Raw genomic sequence first — 15520 nt, 5'->3', positions numbered from 1 at the left:
TCAGGTGTTTAGTTTTGCCGCCACCGGGGGCGCCGGGGCAACAGGGTAAGCGTTTCTGATGATCCTCGAATGCACCGAATGCCGCACCCGGTACATGGTACCGGACACTGCGATCGGACCGGGCGGGCGCACCGTGCGATGCGCGGCGTGCCGTCACGCCTGGTTTCAAGCGTCCCCCGTGCGCGATCTGGTCGCCCGGGCCGACGCGCCACCCGCCGCTGCTACGCCGGCAGCGGCAACCACCGACGCCCCGCGAGAAGCCCCTCCGGTCGAAACCCCGCCAGAACCGCGGGTCGCGCGTGAACCCGCCGTCACCACCGATACCGCGCGCGGTGGCATGTTACCCCCGGTCGAGACGGATTTCGATCCGTTTGCACATGCCCCGCCCTTTGGTGTGCAGCGCAATCCCGCGCGGCGCTGGACGATCGTCGCGATCGCCGCGGGGATCGCAATGCTGATCGGGTTTGGTGCATTGCTCTTTACCCGGGATACCGGCATCGCCGCGCGATTGGGCATCGCCATTGCTCCGGCGGAGACACCGCTCAAGCTGATCAACAATCCGGTTGAGCGCCGCAATCTCGCCAATGGCAGCGAAATGTTCGCGATCAGCGGGCAGATCGTTAATCCCACCGACACCCATCAGGCTGTGCCCGATATCCGCGCCGAACTACGCGATGCACAGGATCGGGTCGTTTACGGCTGGACGATCCGCCCCGAAGCCACCGCGCTGCCACCCCGCGGCGAGGTCGATTTCAACAGCGCCAAGCTTGATGTGCCGATCAACGCGCGAAAACTGGTGCTAAGCTTCTCGGGCGCGACACGCTGATCGTAACGCTGCGCTTGCCATCCCCCCGATCGCTTGCTAGGGGCGCTCGCCTACCAGCCTGCCGGGCTTTGCCGGCGGTGTTATGTGCGGCCATGGCGGAATTGGTAGACGCGCAACGTTGAGGTCGTTGTGGGCGAAAGCCCGTGGAAGTTCGAGTCTTCTTGGCCGCACCAAACTTTCCCCAGCACCGAATCGATCCCGTTCGATTTGCGCTGGCGGATCGAGTGCATAAGAGTAGCGTTGTGCAACTAACGCGGTAATTCACCCGCGCGTGCGAAAGCTGCTTTTTGTCCCCAGCATCTGCCCTACCCGTTTATCTCAACGCGATCGGCACCGCGGTCCCGCCCCATGACATCCATCGCGCCTTTATCGGTTGGGCCCGCACCCGTCTCGATCAGCGCGCGGCGAAGCTGTTCGATCGCATGACGGCACGCTCGGGCATCGATCATCGCTGGTCGATCCTGCCGATGGGCGCCGATGGCGCCTCGCCGGTCGATCCGGGTGGCTTCTATGCCGATCCGGTGCTGCCCGGCACCGGTGATCGAATGAAACTCTATGCCAACGCGGCCCCGGGGCTTGCGCTCACCGCGATCGAGGCGCTGCGCGCACAAACCGCGTTAGGCGAGATCACACACCTCGTCGTCGCCAGCTGCACCGGCTTCGTCGCCCCCGGCATTGATCAGATCATCGCCCGCCGGCTTGGCCTGGCCCCGTCGGTTGAACGGCTACTGATCGGCTTCATGGGCTGCTACGCCGCAGTCGCCGCACTGCGCACCGCGCGCCATCTGGTCCGCTCAGAACCGGAAGCGCGCGTTCTCGTCGTGTGTGTCGAACTGTCCACTTTGCATCTGCAGGATACCTCGGAGATCGAATCGTTGCTCGCCATGCTGCAGTTCGGCGACGGCGCAGCCGCCGCCTTGGTGACGGCGCAGCCAAGCGGTTTTGCGCTGGGGCAGCCTTTCGCCACCACGCTCGCCGCGTCACATGATCTGATCCGTTGGGATATCACTGATCGGGGCTTTGCCATGCATTTGTCCGGCGAAGTCCCAGCGCGCATCGCGCAAGCACTGGCCGATCCCGCCTTCGCCACTGCCGCGACCGGCGGCCGCGCGCCCGCCGCAATCGATGGCTGGGCGGTGCACGCCGGCGGCCGCTCGATCCTCGACGCAGTCGAGCATGGATTGGCGCTCGCCCCGGGAGCGCTGGCCGGGTCACGCGCGGTCTTGGCGGCGGATGGCAATATGTCTTCCGCCACGTTGATGTTCGTGCTCGCCAGATTGCTTGCCGGTCCGCCGATCGCCGACGGCGTCGCGCTGGCCTTCGGCCCCGGGCTCGCCGCTGAAGGCTTCGCTTTCGCGAGCGCCACCTGATGCTCGAACAGCGCGCCATCGCCGAGGAGCTGATGGACGCCGAGAATCTCGACGCCGACACTTATGCCGACGTCGTCGCGGATCTCGCCAGGGTCAATGTGGTCACCCTGGCGGCGCGCCCCACGCTCGATTTCCTCGCCCGCGCAACCAAGGGCATGACCCGCTTCACGGTGCTCGATGTCGGCTTCGGCGATGGTGACATGCTTCGCCGCATCGCGCGCTGGGCCGACAAACGCGGACTTGAGCCGACCTTGATCGGCGTCGATCTCAACCCGCGCAGCGAACGCGCCGCCCGCGCGCATACCCCGCCCGATCTGCCGATCAGCTGGATCACCGGCGATTATGCCGATCATACGGATGGTGTGGATTTTATCATCAGCAGCCTCGTTGCACATCACATGACTCACGCGCAGCTGATCGACTTCCTCCGCCAGATGGACGTGCATGCGCGCCGAGGCTGGCTGGTCAACGATCTGCATCGCCACGGCTTTGCTTTTCGCGGATTTCCACTGCTCGCCGGCCTGTTCCGCTGGCACCGCATCGTCCGCCACGACGGCCAGCTGTCGATCGCGCGGTCTTATCGTCCCGCTGAATGGACGCCCTTGCTGGCGGAAGCCGGCATCACCGATGCGCGCGTCTATCGCGCCTTTCCGTTCCGGTTATGCGCCGAACGCCTGCGCTGATCATCGGCGGCGGGCCGGCCGGCGCCAGCGCCGCGATCCGCCTTGCCCAGAACGGCACGCCGCATCTGTTGCTCGAGCGCAGCCGCGACACTGGTGATGCGCTGTGCGGCGGCTTTCTCAGCTGGCGGACGCTCGAGTCGCTCGCCCGGCTGGGGATCGAGCCGGACGCACTTGGCCCCGCCCGCGTCACGCGCGTCCGCATGTTTGCCGGTGAACGGATGAGCGAAGCTCCGCTGCCCCGCGCAGCGCATGGCGTTTCGCGCCATCATCTCGATACGTTGCTGCTCGCCCGCGCGCACGCCGCCGGCGCCCCGATCGAACGCGGCATTATCGTCCGCGAAACCACCACGCGCACCGCACGTCTGCACGACGGCACGACAATCGCCGCCGACGCGCTGTTCCTGGCCAGCGGCAAGACCGATATTCGTGGTCTGGCCCGCCCCGAAGCGGCGCGCGGTACCGATCCCACCTTGGGGCTGCGCGTCCGCCTCGGCCCCGCGCCCGGGCTGGACACGCTGATCGGCGACGCGATCGAGTTGCATCTGTTCGATCGCGGCTACGCCGGGCTCGTCTTGCAGGAGGATGGCACCGTTAATCTCTGTTTGGCCGTGCACCGGTCGCGCTTGACGCACGCGGGCGATCCGGAAAAGCTGCTCGTCGCCATCGCCGCCGAATGCCCTCGACTGGGCGATCGCCTGGCCTGGCGCGTCCCCGGCGCGATCGATGCCATCGCCAACGTGCCCTATGGCTGGCGTGCCACCGCCGGCGAATCGCGGCTGTTCCGGCTCGGCGATCAGGCTGGCGTTATTCCGTCGCTGGCCGGCGAAGGTATGGGCATTGCCATCGCCAGCGGGATTCGCGCCGCCGAGGCCTATAACCGCGGCGGAGCGGCGGCCGCGCCGGCTTTCCAGCGCCGGCTGGCGCGCGACCTCGCCCGACCGATCGGCCTCGCCGGATGGGTCCGCGACGCCGCAGAACGCCCGGCAATAACCCGCGCGATGTTCCCCATCGTGCGCCACGCGCCGATCCTCGTCGATCTGCTCGCCCGCGGCACGCGCATCGGTCACGATCCGGCCTGACGACGCGATTGTCGTTCCCCCGCTTGTTCAGCTTCCATATAGCGCCTATCCGTATCGACGCTGCATGCCCCGACCAAAATCCCCCCGCACCCGTCCGACATGGCGACGCCGCTTCGCGCTGGCGTTGAAGATCTTTGTCGGCCTCGGTGTGCTTGCGCTGATCGGCCTAGTGATCGCGGTTTATGTCGCGCGCGCGCAGTTGCCGAGCTTTGACGAGCTCAAATCCTCGCCCAACGGCCAAATGATCCGCGTCCACGCCGCCGACGGCACCGTCATCGTCTCGCTCGGGCCGAGCTATGGCGAATGGCTGTCCTTCGATCAGATCCCCACGGTAATGCGCGACGCGATGGTTGCGGTCGAGGATCGCCGCTTCCGCTCGCATATCGGCATCGATCCGATCGGCTTGGCACGATCAGCCAAATTGGCGATCGAGCGGCGCGGCGAAGGGCGGCGCTTGCAAGGCGCCTCGACCATCACGCAGCAGGTGGCGCGCACAATCTTCCTGTCGAACAAATATGATGTCGGCCGCAAGGCGCGCGAAGCGATCCTGGCGCTCGCCATGGAACGAAAATTCAGTAAGGATCAGATCCTCGAACTGTATCTCAACAAGGTCTATTTCGGCGGCGGCGCCTACGGCATCGATGCCGCCTCGCGCCGCTTCTTCGGCCACGGCGCTGAAGCCTTGTCATTAAGCGAAGCCGCGGTCGTCGCCGGTCTGGTCAAGGCACCCTCGCGTTACTCGCCCACCGCCGATGCCGAGGCCGCGGTCGGTCGCGCCGGCGTGGTCATCCGGCTGATGCAGGAAACCGGCAAGATTACCGCCGCGCAAGCCGCCGCGGCCAACCCGACAGGCGTCGCGCTGGCCCCAGCGCCAAGGCAGAATAGCGTGCGCTATTTCACCGATTGGGCGCTGCCGCAGCTTGAAACGCTGATCGACGAAACCACCCGCCCGCTCGATGTGTGGACTACGCTCGATCTCAACATGCAGCGCGCTGCCGATGCCGCGGTGCGCGCCAATGCGCCAAAGAACGCGCAAGGCGCATTGGTCACGATCGACCGTGACGGCGCAATCCGTGCCATGGTCGGCGGCACCGATTACGTCTCGTCCAATTACAACCGCGCGACACAGGCGGTGCGCCAGCCCGGCTCGGCATGGAAATTGTTCGTCTATCTCGCCGCGCTGGAGGCGGGTCACAAGGTCGAGGACAAGGTCGTCGATGCGCCGATCACCATCAACGGCTGGAGCCCGCGCAATGCCTCCGGCGCCAATCGCGGCGAGATGACGCTGCGCACCGCGTTCGCCTATTCGGTCAACACCGTCGCCGCACGGCTCGGGCAGGAGGTCGGTTTTGGTACCGTCGCCGATATGGCGCGGCGCTTCGGCATCACCACACCGGTCGATACGCGCCCAGCGATGGTGCTCGGCACGTCGGACGTACGTCTGCTCGACATGACCCGCGCCTTCGCCAGCGTCGCCAATCAGGGCGTTGCGATCATCCCCTACGGCATTACTAAGGTGACCGCGCAGGGCGAGACGATCTATGCCCAGGCGGTCGATCGCAGCCAGGTGCTGGTCGCGCCGTATGTTGCGCAGCAGATGACCGATCTACTGCAAACCGCGGTCAATACCGGCACGGGCCGCGCCGCGCAGATCGGTCGCCCGGTGGCGGGCAAGACCGGTACGACGAGCTCGAACAAGGATGGCTGGTTCGTCGGCTTCTCCAGCGGCCTCACCACCGGCGTGTGGATGGGTCGCGACGATGCCAAGGTGGTGCCCGGATTGCAGGGCGGCACTGCGCCGGCGCGCGCCTTCGCCACGTTCATGAAGACCGCCGTGGCCAATCGCCCGGTAGAGGAATTCGATACTAAGGTGACGTTGCCCGAGTGGGCGCTGGAACCCGATGAGGAGAGCTATTTCGGGCAGCCCGATAACGGCGTGTACGTAGATGCCGATGGCAATCCGATCGATCAGCCCGCCCCACCGGCGGAGGACAGCACGGACGATGGCGACCGCGTGGCGCCGCCAGCGCCGGTACCGCAGAGCGAGCAGAATCCCGAACAGCTCGATCAGGATTGGATCGACAGGGTGCTCGATCGCACCCCGGCGCCTGCGCCACGGCCAACCCCAACCCCGCGCCCCGCCGCCATGTCGGCGCCCCCGCGGGTGCCTGAACAGCCGAGCGACCGTGTGCTGATTCGCCCTCAGGAAGCGCGCCCGACCCAGTGAAGTGCGGCTCCGTGCGCGCGGAGCCAGGCGCGCGACTCGGCGGGGTCACCCTCGGTCAGCGCATCGGCCAGCGCATGGAATTCCGGCCCGTGATGCATGTGGATGCGGTGCGCGATCTCGTGCGCGACGGTTGAACGCCGCACGAAGCGGGGGGCAAGCAGTAGCCGCCAGCTATACCGAATCGCGCCACGCGAGGTGCAACTGCCCCAGCGTGCCTTGGGATCGCCGATGGCCACGCTGGCCACCGTTACCCCCGCCTTGGCGGCAAATTCCGCCGTCTCCGCGCTGAGCACGCGCAATGCCTCGCGCCGCAGCCACAATTCAATCCGTCGCGACAGGCCATCGGCCGGGCCGCCACAGATCAGCCGGTTGCCCTCGATCGTCACCCGGCGCGGTCGGCTTTCATCCCAGTCGATCAAGCGCTCGCCATCGTCGATCCACACCAGCGCCCCGGCCACCAACGGCCGCGCCTGCGGCAGCCTTGCGCGTTGTCGGTCGATCCACTCCCGCTGCTCTGTAGCCCAACGCAGTGCAGCTTTGAGCGGAGCGCGCGCCGGCAGCGTCAGCCGTACGCGGCCGCTCGCCGGATCAACTGACAGCTTGGCGCGTCGCGACCGCGCATTGCGGACGATCTCGAGCTCGGCACTCAAGATCGATTCGGTCATAGCCGTCGATCGACGATATGATTTTCTAGCTCGCCCGCGTCGACCTCGGAAACGGTCCAGCCACGGACTGACTCGCCGGCGCGGTGCACCGCGTCGCGGTCGCCGCACACCAGATAATGCCAGCGTGGCAACGGCTCGTCCTCGCGGCGCAAGCGATACGCGCAGGTCTCGGGCAGCCAATCGATCTCGTGCACATTATCTCGGCTAAGCCGCACGCATTCCGATACGAAGGCGTGGCGATGCTTGTAGTTCGAGCATTGCGCCGTGCGGCGATCGAGCAATTTGCACGACACATTCGTCGGCAGCATTTCGCCCGTCTCCTCATCTTCCAACTTGTGCAGGCAGCATTTGCCGCAGCCATCGCACAAGGCTTCCCACTGCCCGCGATCGAGGCTTTCCAGCGGCATATCTTCCCAAAAAGCAATGCTCACCGGACCCAACGCTCCAGCTCGGTGGCGATGGCTTGCGGGGTGCCATCATGCGGCAGCAGTGCGATCGGCTTGCCCTCGGGACTCATCAGATAGGCGACCCGACTGTGATCCATCAGATAGCCGCCGCCTGGCTGGCTTTCGCCCTCCTTGAAATAGATCGCATAAGCCTTGGCCATTGCAGTGATCGCCGCCGGGCTGCCAGTCAGCCCGATCATGCGCGGATGGAAATTGCCCACAAACTGCTTGAGCACCGCGGGCGTATCGCGCGCCGGATCGATCGACACGAAAACCGGCACCACCTTGGCGGCCAGTTCAGCATCCTCACCCTCCAGCACATGCAGCCCCGCGGCCAGGTTTTGCACGTCGACCGGGCAGACATCGGGGCAGAACGTATAGCCGAAATACATGATGCGATATTTACCCGCCAATTGGCGTTCGCTGAACGGCTGGCCATTCTGATCAATCAAAGTGAATGGCCCGCCGATCCGCGCGCCCTCCAGCGGCGCTTGCGCTGGCGGCGCGGCGGGTCCGGAACAGGCGATTGGAAGCGCCGCGATCAACAGCGCGGCGGCAAAGCGGACAATCTGGTTCATGGTGCTTCCAGCCATGATCTGTTAAACGCGCCCACGCAAGTTTAGCCCGAATACCCCAAGAGGTTATCCGTCAATGTCTTCTCGCTTTTCGCCCGCCGCCTTTGCCGCCGTCCTCCTGCTTGCCCCCGCGGCACAGGCGCAGAACCAGTCGGAGGGATATAAATTTCTCGAGGCGGTGCGCGACGAAAAGGGCAAGGAAGTGGAAGATATGCTCAACAAGCCGGGCTCGGTGGTAATCAACACCCGTTCGGTGACGGACGGCGAAACGGCGCTGCATGTCGTGACCAAAAGCGGTAATGGCGATTATCTCGCCTATCTGCTCAGCCGCGGCGCCAATCCTAACGTCCGCGACAATGGCGGCACCGCACCGATCGTGATCGCTGCCGATCGCGGTCGTGAGGATCTGGTCAACACGTTCATTAAATATAAGGCGAACGTCAATTACGGCAATTCCAACGGCGAAACCGCGCTCATTGTAGCGGTGCGCCGGCGCAATCTGGCGCTGATCCGCACATTGCTGGATGCCGGGGCCAATCCGGATCAGGCCGATCTGCTCACCGGCATGTCCGCGCGGGCCTATGCAGCGCAGGATACGCGCGCGCCGGCGGTCGCAAAGGAACTCGAATCGGCGCCAAAAAAGCCTAACATCGCAGTGGCCGGACCTAAATTCTAAGGCGTTGGATGCTACGGCCAAGTAAGTCCATCGGCGTCCGGATCTAGCGCGCCAATCAGCCGCCGCCCGGCGCGTCGCGCAAAAGCGAGCGTACAACGCTTGCGCGTGGCCGCCGACAATGGCTCGCTATGCGCCTCGCGTACGATCATGGCATCGTAGCGATCGGCCACGATGATTCCGGTACGCGCCGGCAGAAAATTATCGCCTTCGAGTGGTGAGGCATCGAACCCCGCCGGTACCGCCCAATAATAGCGATCACAGCAGCCGAGATAGTCGGTCCACTTGCCATCCCCCAACAGGTCGGCGCGCGACACTTTGATCTCGACGATGATGATGTTGCCACGCGCATCGATCGCCATCAGATCGGCGCGGCGACCGCCGTCGAGCGGCACCTCACCCATCGCGATCAGATCGTGGCGTAGCAGCATGCGCGTCGTGCCGCGGACAACATCGGCAGCGCAGAGTGGCGATCCTGGTGCATCAACACAAGAGACGGGCGGATTCAGCATCCGCCCGATTTAGAACATTACACGAACGCGTAAAGCTCAATCCGTGCGATCAGCGATAGAAGATGTGGTTTCCGATCGACGCGACCTTGGTCTTGCGCCAGCCCGGCGAAACGCGACGGGCGTGGAAATACAGCGCCTGCGGTGCGGGGCTGTCCCACTGATCGCGCAGCGCGACCTGCGCCACGGCGAGCGCGGTGCGATAATTTGCGTTGCTGGCGATGGCCGGAATACGGCCGCCACGAACGAAGGAGAATTGCCCAGCCTGAGTTACCACGGCGCAAACCGATTTGGCAAAACGTCCTGATTTTGACCGGTTGATAATCACTTCGGCAACGGCCAGCTGCCCGGGGAGCGGTTCACCCTTCGATTCGAAATAGATCGCGCTGGCAAGGCAGGTGAGATCGTCGCTTACGGCATCAGGCGCATTCTGTGCAGCCACAGCTTCGGACAAACTGTCAAAGTCTTCGGCATCTTGCCTCTGCACGATAGCCGGCTGGGCAATCGGGACAGGCATCGTCTCGGCCGGCGCGGCAGCGAGAACGGTAGTTTCTGGAACTGTAACGCTCAATGGTACGTTGAGGTTCTGATCCAGTTGAGAAGCAAGGCCTGGGGTGCTGACGCCGATCAAGGCAGTGCCCAAGACCATCGTCGCGAGCGTCGCGACGCGTTCAAAAAACGACATTCAATCTTCGTACTATGCGGTTGGTGCGCGGAAGCGATCCGCCTCGGCCGGGGCCAAGCGATCGTCCGGGCGTGCCCCCCGACTGCGTAATCGATCCGGATCGCACCCGCATCGACACAACGCCGTGAATAACAGCCACGGCCTGTGGCGGCCGCGTAGCACGCGGTCAACCGGCAAGGATCGCCTCAGCGGCGAACCGTTCGGCAAACGGGCTGTCCAGTTCGATCACCCACAAGTCGGGATCGCTATGCCGCCGACGCTGCCAATACTGGCTCAAAACTGTGGAATCGGCCGCAGGTTGCGGTGAAACCAGCAACGCCGAAGTGCCATCTGGCCCCACGCCACGTTCGATCGTGCGCGGATTTGTCCCATTGTGGAACGCCAGGATGAGGATTCCACCGCCGGTCGGTTCGCCGCGCGCCAGCAGCATGCCCATGCCGCCGGAATCGTTGACGCGCCGAAGCAACGCGCTGACCAGGATGCTGCTGGGCAGCCGCCCGCTCACGGCGTGGCGCGATAGCCGGGCAGGCTGGCAAGCGGAATGCGCGATTTCATGAAGGTCCCCGTGCCGCGCGCCGCTTCCTCGCCATCGGCATCGATCAAGCGCGCTTCCGCCACGAATACGCGGCGGTGCCCGCTCACCCAGCGCCCCTCCGCGATCACTGGCCCCGCCCTGAGCGGTTTAGTCAGCAACAGGTTAAACGCGGTGGTGAGCAGAAAGCGATCGGTCACCAAGCTGTTCGCCGCGTAGAAAGCAGCGTCATCGAGCATCTTGAAATAGCTCGTGCCATGCGCGGCGCCGCCGGCGTGAAAATAGCGCTCATCAATGCCAAAATGGATCCGCGCCAAGCCGCTTTCGGCTATCTCCAGTCGCGATTCGAACAGCAGATTGATCGGCGCCGCCGCATAGAGCGATTCGAGTGCACGAAAATGCGCCTCCGCCCCTGCCGGCATCTGCTCAGGCGGCATCGCGCGCTTCATCTGAACTGAGCAACGCATAGAGCGCATCGCGCGAGCCCGCGCCGCGCAATTTCGCTACGAACGCGCGATCGCGCAACCGCCGCGATATCCGCGCCAGCGCCTTCAAATGCGCCGCCCCCGCGTCCACCGGGGAGAGCAGAACGAACACTAGATCGACCGGCAGATCATCGATCGCCGCGAAATCCACCGGCTGCGTCAGCCGCGCGAACAACCCGATCACGCCGGGCAGGCCGGGGATTTTACCATGCGGAATGGCCACCCCGCCGCCAAAGCCGGTCGAGCCAAGCTTCTCACGCGCAAGCAGCACATCGGTGACCGCCTTGGCGTCAAGACCATGCGCTGTCGCCAGCGCCGCCCCCATATGCTGCAGCAACGCCTTCTTGCTCGCTACCGCGACACCTTCGATGACGGTGTCGGGCAGCAGCAGATCGCTGAAATCGGTCATCATCGCCGCTTAGCCCCTCGCCCGCGCGGCTTAGCGCCGAACGCGCGCGAGCGAAAGGCTGGCAGACGGCTTAGCCGCCGCGTTGCGGCTCGACCCAGCCGATCGTACCATCGCCTCGGCGATAAACCATGTTGTAGGCGCCAGATCCGCTGTTTTTGAACAGCAGCGCCGTGGTGTTGCGCAGATCGAGCATCATCACCGCATCCGACACGCTTGATTCGGGCACATCGACCCGCGTCTCGGCAATGATCAGCGGGTGATCTTCGGGCTCGACATCCTGCGCCGCCTCTTGGAACAAGGTGTAACCGGCATTGTCGTAGGCGCCTGCCTCCTGCACGGCCTGCGTTGTCCCGCCATTGCGATCCTTCAGCCGCCGCATATAGCGCCGCAGCTGCTTCTCGATCTTGTCCGCCGTGCCATCGAACGCGACATGTGCGTCGCGCCCTTCATTGCTGCCCTTGAGCACCAACCCGTGCATCACATGCGCGACGATATCGCAGGTGAAGGCGTCGTGCGGCCCCTTGCCGAACGTCACATGTGCGGAAATCGCCCGCGCAAAATATTTGGTTGCGATGCCCTGAAGCCGATCCTCGACATGGGTTCTCAACGCGTCGCCGGTGGCGATCTGATGACCCGAGACCCGGATTTCCATGAGCATTCTCCTTGTTGGGGGCACGCAACGTGCGCGTCCCCGGTAGCGGCGTCAACCGGACGCCTCGACCCCCTCTTCTCCCCTAGACTTGCTCCCAGATTGGCTTGGTGAGCTTTGAGATAAACGCGGCATGCCGGGCAAGTTCCGCATCGGACGCCGCAAAAGTACGCGGCGGGCGGGCGATGGCAGGCGCCGCATCAGGCTGAAAACTGGTCTGTACCTCGATGATCTCGGTGACCAGCCCGAGTCCGATCTGTCGCCCGCCGGTCAGTTCGACATATACCTGCGCCAACAATTGCGCATCGAGCAGTGCGCCGTGCACCACGCGGTGGCTGCGATCGATGCCATAGCGGTTGCACAACGCATCCAGGCTATGCTTGGCGCCGGGATGTCGTGTGCGCGCCAGCACGATTGTATCGACCATGCGGTGCATGCCGACATGCGGATGGCCGCATTTACCCAACTCGCCGTTCAAAAAGCCGAAATCGAACCCGGCATTATGCGCCACTAGTGGGCAATCGCCGATGAACTCGAGCAACTCCAGCGCATGGTCGTGAAAACGCCGCTTATCGGCCAAGAACGCATCGGACAGGCCGTGGACGCGCTGCGCCTCTGCCGGCATTGGCCGTTCGGGATGGAAATAGGCGTGGAACGTGCGTCCGGTTTCCACCCGGTTGATCAGCTCAACGCAGCCGATCTCGACCATGCGATCGCCATCGGCAAAGCTGAACCCGGTGGTTTCGGTATCGAACACAATCTCGCGCATCGGCAAACTTATCGGCCGTCGGCGTCGATCAGGCAAGCAATCACCGCATCGACCGCGGCCTGCGTCTCGGCCAGCGGGCAAGCTGTCGGAATCACGACGTCGGCGCGGGCGCGTTTTTCGGCATCGGGCATCTGCCGCGCCAGGATGGTCTCGAACCGTGCCTCGGTCATGCCGGGTCGCGCCAGCACGCGCGCGCGCTGTACGTCCGCCGGTGCGCTGACCACCGCGATCTTGTCGACCCGCGCTTCTCCGCCGGTTTCGAACAGCAAGGGAATGTCGAACACCACCAACGGCGATTGGTGATGCCTCACCAGAAACGCCGCGCGTTCCTCGGCAACGGCGGGATGGACCAGCGCTTCGAGCTGCTTCATTTTCACGTCATCGCCGAGCACCGCCTCGCCGAGCGTGGTGCGATTGACGCCGTCGGGGCCGGTCGTGTCGGGAAACAGTGCCTCGATCTCCGCCACCAGCCGCCCGCCCGCGCCTTGCATGCGATGCACTGCGGCATCGGCATCGAACACCGGCACGCCACGGGCGGCAAACATGGCGGCAACGGTGGATTTGCCCATGCCGATCGATCCGGTGAGGCCAAGCACGATCATGCCGTCAGCAATGCCCTGAGCTGAACGTCGCGCTCGCGCGGCGGCGCCACGCCGAACAGCAATTCAAACGCCACCGCCGCCTGCCCCACCAGCATCTCCAGCCCATCGACCGTATCAAGCTCGCGCGCCCGTGCGGCGGCCAATAACGGCGTGTCGAGCGGGGCATACACTACGTCATACACCACAGCATCGTCCGGCAACGGCGCCAGATCGATCTCCAGCGGCGGCTGTCCGATCATGCCCAGCGCCGAGCAATTGACCAGCAACGCCGCCGGCGGAAACGCCGCCCCCAGCGGCAGGGCCTGGCCCTTCAGGCCGAACGCCGACAGCAATGCCGCGCCCTTCAGCACGTTGCGGTTGAGGATCGTCACCGGCCCCACGCCCAGCCGCGACAAAGCGAACAACACGGCGCGTGCCGCGCCGCCCGCGCCGATGACCACCACCGGCTTGTCGGCCAGCTCAAGCCCGGCGATCGGCGCGTAAAAGCCACCGGCGTCGGTGTTGGTGCCGATGCACGTTCCATCCTCGCTGCGGAATATCGTGTTGATCGCGCCGATCGACGCGCGCACCCCGCCCGGATCGGCGACATGATCGAGCGCGGCAAGCTTGTGCGGAATGGTGATGTTGCACCCGCGCCAGGCCGGGTCGGCCTGGCGTTCTGCCAGAAAAGCGCCAAGCACCTCGGGCGCAACCTGGGTCGCGCGATAATCTGCAGCGATTTCCAGCGCGTCCAGCCAGAAGCCATGGATCAACGGCGATTTGGAGTGCGCGATCGGATCGCCAATCACCTCGGCAAAGCTGCGGGTCATGACGGCATCATCCCTCTCACGCGCAGGTAATCGAGCACCGGCAACAGCGGCAGGCCCAGCACGGTGAACTGGCTACCCTCGATCCGGGCGAACAATTGCGCGCCCGGCCCCTCGATCCGATAGCAGCCGACGCAGCCCGCAATCGCCGGCCATTCCGCCTCCAGATAGGTGTCGATAAAGGCGTCAGACAATGGCCGCACATACATTTTCGCACGGTCGACCACACGCCACACCGGCTTGCACTGCTCGGCAATCACCGCGGCGCTGACCAGTTCGTGGCGCTTACCCGACATCAACCGCAAATGCTCGGCCGCTTGTTCGCGCGTTTCGGGCTTGTCGAGCAACGTGCCATCTTCCAGCGCGACAACGGAATCGCTTCCGAGGACCAACGCCTCGGGATCGCGGCCCGACACACGCAAGGCTTTCAACTCTGCCAGCGCATCGGCCAAATCGCGCGCATTCAAATCGCGCAGCCCGGCCTTGGCCGCTTCCTCATCCACGCCCGCCGATACTGCCTCAAACGGTACACCAGCCGCACACAGCATGGCTCGGCGTGACGCGCTTTGCGACGCCAACACGATTCTCATTCATTACCCTTTTCGCCGCGGCGTTCCTGAACCAACGCGATGATCGCCGCCGCGGTTTCTTCGATCGAACGCCTGGTGACGTCGATCACCGGCCAGCCATTGTCGGCAAACATACGCCGCGCAAAGGCTACTTCGCGCGTCACCGCCTCTGGATCGACATAAGCGGTTTCCGGCGCCTGATGCAGCGACAACAAGCGATTTCGCCGCACCTGGATCAGTCGATCGGCGCTGGTCGTGAGCCCGACCACCAGCGGATTCTTCAATGAATACAACGTAGTCGGTGGAGGTGATTCCACCACGATGGGAATATTCGCCGTGCGAAACCCGCGATTGGCGAGATAGATCGAGGTCGGCGTTTTGGACGAGCGCGACACGCCGGCCAGCACGATATCCGCTTCTTCCCAATTTTCCCAATTGATCCCGTCATCATGTGCCATGCTGAACTGGATCGCTTCGACGCGATCGAAATAGGCTTCGTCGAGTACATGCTGCCGCCCCGGCCGCGCCTTGGCCTGCTGCCCGAGCAGCCCGGACAAAGCGTGATTGACCGCATCGAGCGGTGCCACTGCGGGTAACCCGAGCGCGCGGCAGCGCGCCTCCAACGTGCGCCGCGTCGTACTATTGACCAGCGTGAAGATCACCAGCCCCGGATTTTGCGCGATTTCCTGCAAAATGCGCTCAAGATGCGCCTCTGTGCGGACCATCGGCCAGAAATGACGGATCGTTTCGACGTCGTCATATTGCGCCAACGCCGCCTTGGCGATGTTTTCCAGCGTCTCGCCGGTCGAGTCCGACAGCAAGTGGAGGTGCAACCGCACCGGTCAGGATCGATCTGTGGACAACATCGGCAAAATGGCTAGCGCAACGCGCGGTCCGCGCCAAGCCGGGGATAACCGACAACTTATCCACAATTCCGTGCCCAGCTGCAGAATCTGTCCAC

Annotated in this window: 20 protein-coding genes and 1 tRNA gene; 7 read left to right on the top strand and 14 right to left on the bottom strand. The window is 64.5% G+C overall.

Annotation, left to right across the window (positions count from 1 at the left end; genetic code table 11):
* Positions 1-58 precede the first annotated feature (58 nt).
* The 6 genes from ABC969_RS15180 to ABC969_RS15155 all read left to right on the top strand — a co-directional run bounded on the left by ABC969_RS15180 (position 59) and on the right by ABC969_RS15155 (position 6185).
* A complete protein-coding gene (locus ABC969_RS15180; protein ID WP_345865994.1) occupies positions 59-826 on the top strand; it encodes a zinc-ribbon domain-containing protein in 768 nt (255 codons plus the stop codon).
* Positions 827-912: 86 nt separating this feature from the next.
* Positions 913-999, top strand: a tRNA-Leu gene (locus tag ABC969_RS15175).
* Between the two features lie 114 nt (positions 1000-1113).
* Positions 1114-2196 carry a type III polyketide synthase gene (locus ABC969_RS15170; protein ID WP_345865993.1) on the top strand — a complete coding sequence of 361 codons (1083 nt, stop codon included), beginning with the start codon at positions 1114-1116 and terminating at the stop codon, positions 2194-2196.
* Positions 2193-2879: a methyltransferase domain-containing protein gene (locus tag ABC969_RS15165; RefSeq protein WP_345866090.1), complete on the top strand. Its 687-nt coding sequence runs from the start codon at positions 2193-2195 to the stop codon at positions 2877-2879. The genes ABC969_RS15170 and ABC969_RS15165 overlap by 4 nt, the downstream gene beginning before the upstream one ends.
* A complete protein-coding gene (locus tag ABC969_RS15160) occupies positions 2858-3958 on the top strand; it encodes an NAD(P)/FAD-dependent oxidoreductase (protein ID WP_345865992.1) in 1101 nt (366 codons plus the stop codon). Before ABC969_RS15165 ends, ABC969_RS15160 begins: the two co-directional genes overlap by 22 nt.
* A 64-nt stretch (positions 3959-4022) precedes the next feature.
* Positions 4023-6185 carry a transglycosylase domain-containing protein gene (locus ABC969_RS15155; RefSeq protein ID WP_345865991.1) on the top strand — a complete coding sequence of 721 codons (2163 nt, stop codon included), beginning with the start codon at positions 4023-4025 and terminating at the stop codon, positions 6183-6185.
* Here the strand turns inward: ABC969_RS15155 and ABC969_RS15150 are convergent.
* From ABC969_RS15150 to ABC969_RS15140, 3 genes are read right to left on the bottom strand one after another with little or no spacing between them, the layout of a single operon-like run.
* Positions 6161-6850, bottom strand: coding sequence for a M48 family metallopeptidase (locus ABC969_RS15150; protein WP_380807624.1), 690 nt, complete (start codon positions 6848-6850; stop codon positions 6161-6163). The genes ABC969_RS15155 and ABC969_RS15150 overlap by 25 nt on opposite strands.
* The gene (locus ABC969_RS15145; RefSeq protein WP_380807622.1) at positions 6847-7281 is read right to left on the bottom strand and encodes a YcgN family cysteine cluster protein; all 435 of its coding nucleotides are present in this window, start codon (positions 7279-7281) and stop codon (positions 6847-6849) included. The genes ABC969_RS15150 and ABC969_RS15145 overlap by 4 nt, the downstream gene beginning before the upstream one ends.
* On the bottom strand, positions 7278-7874 hold the full coding sequence (locus ABC969_RS15140) for an SCO family protein (protein ID WP_345865989.1): 597 nt from the start codon (positions 7872-7874) through the stop codon (positions 7278-7280). The genes ABC969_RS15145 and ABC969_RS15140 overlap by 4 nt, the downstream gene beginning before the upstream one ends.
* Positions 7875-7947: 73 nt before the next feature.
* Between ABC969_RS15140 and ABC969_RS15135 the strand changes: the two genes are divergently transcribed.
* The gene (locus tag ABC969_RS15135; RefSeq protein WP_345865988.1) at positions 7948-8547 is read left to right on the top strand and encodes an ankyrin repeat domain-containing protein; all 600 of its coding nucleotides are present in this window, start codon (positions 7948-7950) and stop codon (positions 8545-8547) included.
* An 11-nt stretch (positions 8548-8558) separates the two neighbouring features.
* Here the strand turns inward: ABC969_RS15135 and ABC969_RS15130 are convergent, their stop codons facing one another.
* The 11 genes from ABC969_RS15130 to ABC969_RS15080 form a co-directional block, all read right to left on the bottom strand.
* Positions 8559-9056, bottom strand: a complete 498-nt coding sequence (locus ABC969_RS15130; protein WP_345865987.1) for an MmcB family DNA repair protein — start codon at positions 9054-9056, stop codon at positions 8559-8561.
* Positions 9057-9105: 49 nt separating this feature from the next.
* Entirely contained in the window at positions 9106-9738 is a 633-nt protein-coding gene (locus ABC969_RS15125) for a cell wall hydrolase (RefSeq protein WP_345865986.1), read from the bottom strand.
* Between the two features lie 166 nt (positions 9739-9904).
* Positions 9905-10174, bottom strand: a complete 270-nt coding sequence (locus tag ABC969_RS15120) for a DUF1491 family protein (RefSeq protein WP_427916135.1) — start codon at positions 10172-10174, stop codon at positions 9905-9907.
* A 65-nt stretch (positions 10175-10239) separates the two neighbouring features.
* Positions 10240-10707, bottom strand: coding sequence for a PaaI family thioesterase (locus ABC969_RS15115; protein WP_345865984.1), 468 nt, complete (start codon positions 10705-10707; stop codon positions 10240-10242).
* Entirely contained in the window at positions 10697-11164 is a 468-nt protein-coding gene (locus ABC969_RS15110; protein ID WP_345865983.1) for a PTS sugar transporter subunit IIA, read from the bottom strand. Before ABC969_RS15110 ends, ABC969_RS15115 begins: the two co-directional genes overlap by 11 nt.
* Before the next feature lie 70 nt (positions 11165-11234).
* The gene (gene hpf, locus ABC969_RS15105; protein ID WP_345865982.1) at positions 11235-11816 is read right to left on the bottom strand and encodes a ribosome hibernation-promoting factor, HPF/YfiA family; all 582 of its coding nucleotides are present in this window, start codon (positions 11814-11816) and stop codon (positions 11235-11237) included.
* A gap of 82 nt (positions 11817-11898) precedes the next feature.
* Positions 11899-12582, bottom strand: coding sequence for a DNA polymerase III subunit epsilon (gene dnaQ, locus ABC969_RS15100; RefSeq protein ID WP_345865981.1), 684 nt, complete (start codon positions 12580-12582; stop codon positions 11899-11901).
* 8 nt (positions 12583-12590) lie between these two features.
* Positions 12591-13184 (bottom strand): dephospho-CoA kinase, encoded by a 594-nt coding sequence (gene coaE, locus ABC969_RS15095; protein WP_345865980.1) that lies wholly within the window; start codon positions 13182-13184, stop codon positions 12591-12593.
* Positions 13181-13993, bottom strand: a complete 813-nt coding sequence (locus ABC969_RS15090; RefSeq protein WP_345865979.1) for a shikimate dehydrogenase family protein — start codon at positions 13991-13993, stop codon at positions 13181-13183. The genes coaE and ABC969_RS15090 overlap by 4 nt, the downstream gene beginning before the upstream one ends.
* On the bottom strand, positions 13990-14580 hold the full coding sequence (locus ABC969_RS15085) for a Maf family protein (RefSeq protein ID WP_345865978.1): 591 nt from the start codon (positions 14578-14580) through the stop codon (positions 13990-13992). The genes ABC969_RS15090 and ABC969_RS15085 overlap by 4 nt, the downstream gene beginning before the upstream one ends.
* The gene (locus ABC969_RS15080) at positions 14577-15398 is read right to left on the bottom strand and encodes a pyruvate, water dikinase regulatory protein (protein ID WP_345865977.1); all 822 of its coding nucleotides are present in this window, start codon (positions 15396-15398) and stop codon (positions 14577-14579) included. Before ABC969_RS15080 ends, ABC969_RS15085 begins: the two co-directional genes overlap by 4 nt.
* Positions 15399-15520: the final 122 nt, after the last annotated feature.

Source organism: Sphingomonas qilianensis (assembly GCF_039614825.1).
Classification (GTDB): domain Bacteria; phylum Pseudomonadota; class Alphaproteobacteria; order Sphingomonadales; family Sphingomonadaceae; genus Sphingomonas; species Sphingomonas qilianensis.
The sequence above is the reverse complement of the archived record's forward strand: the minus strand, read 5'-3'. Positions and strand labels throughout refer to the sequence as shown.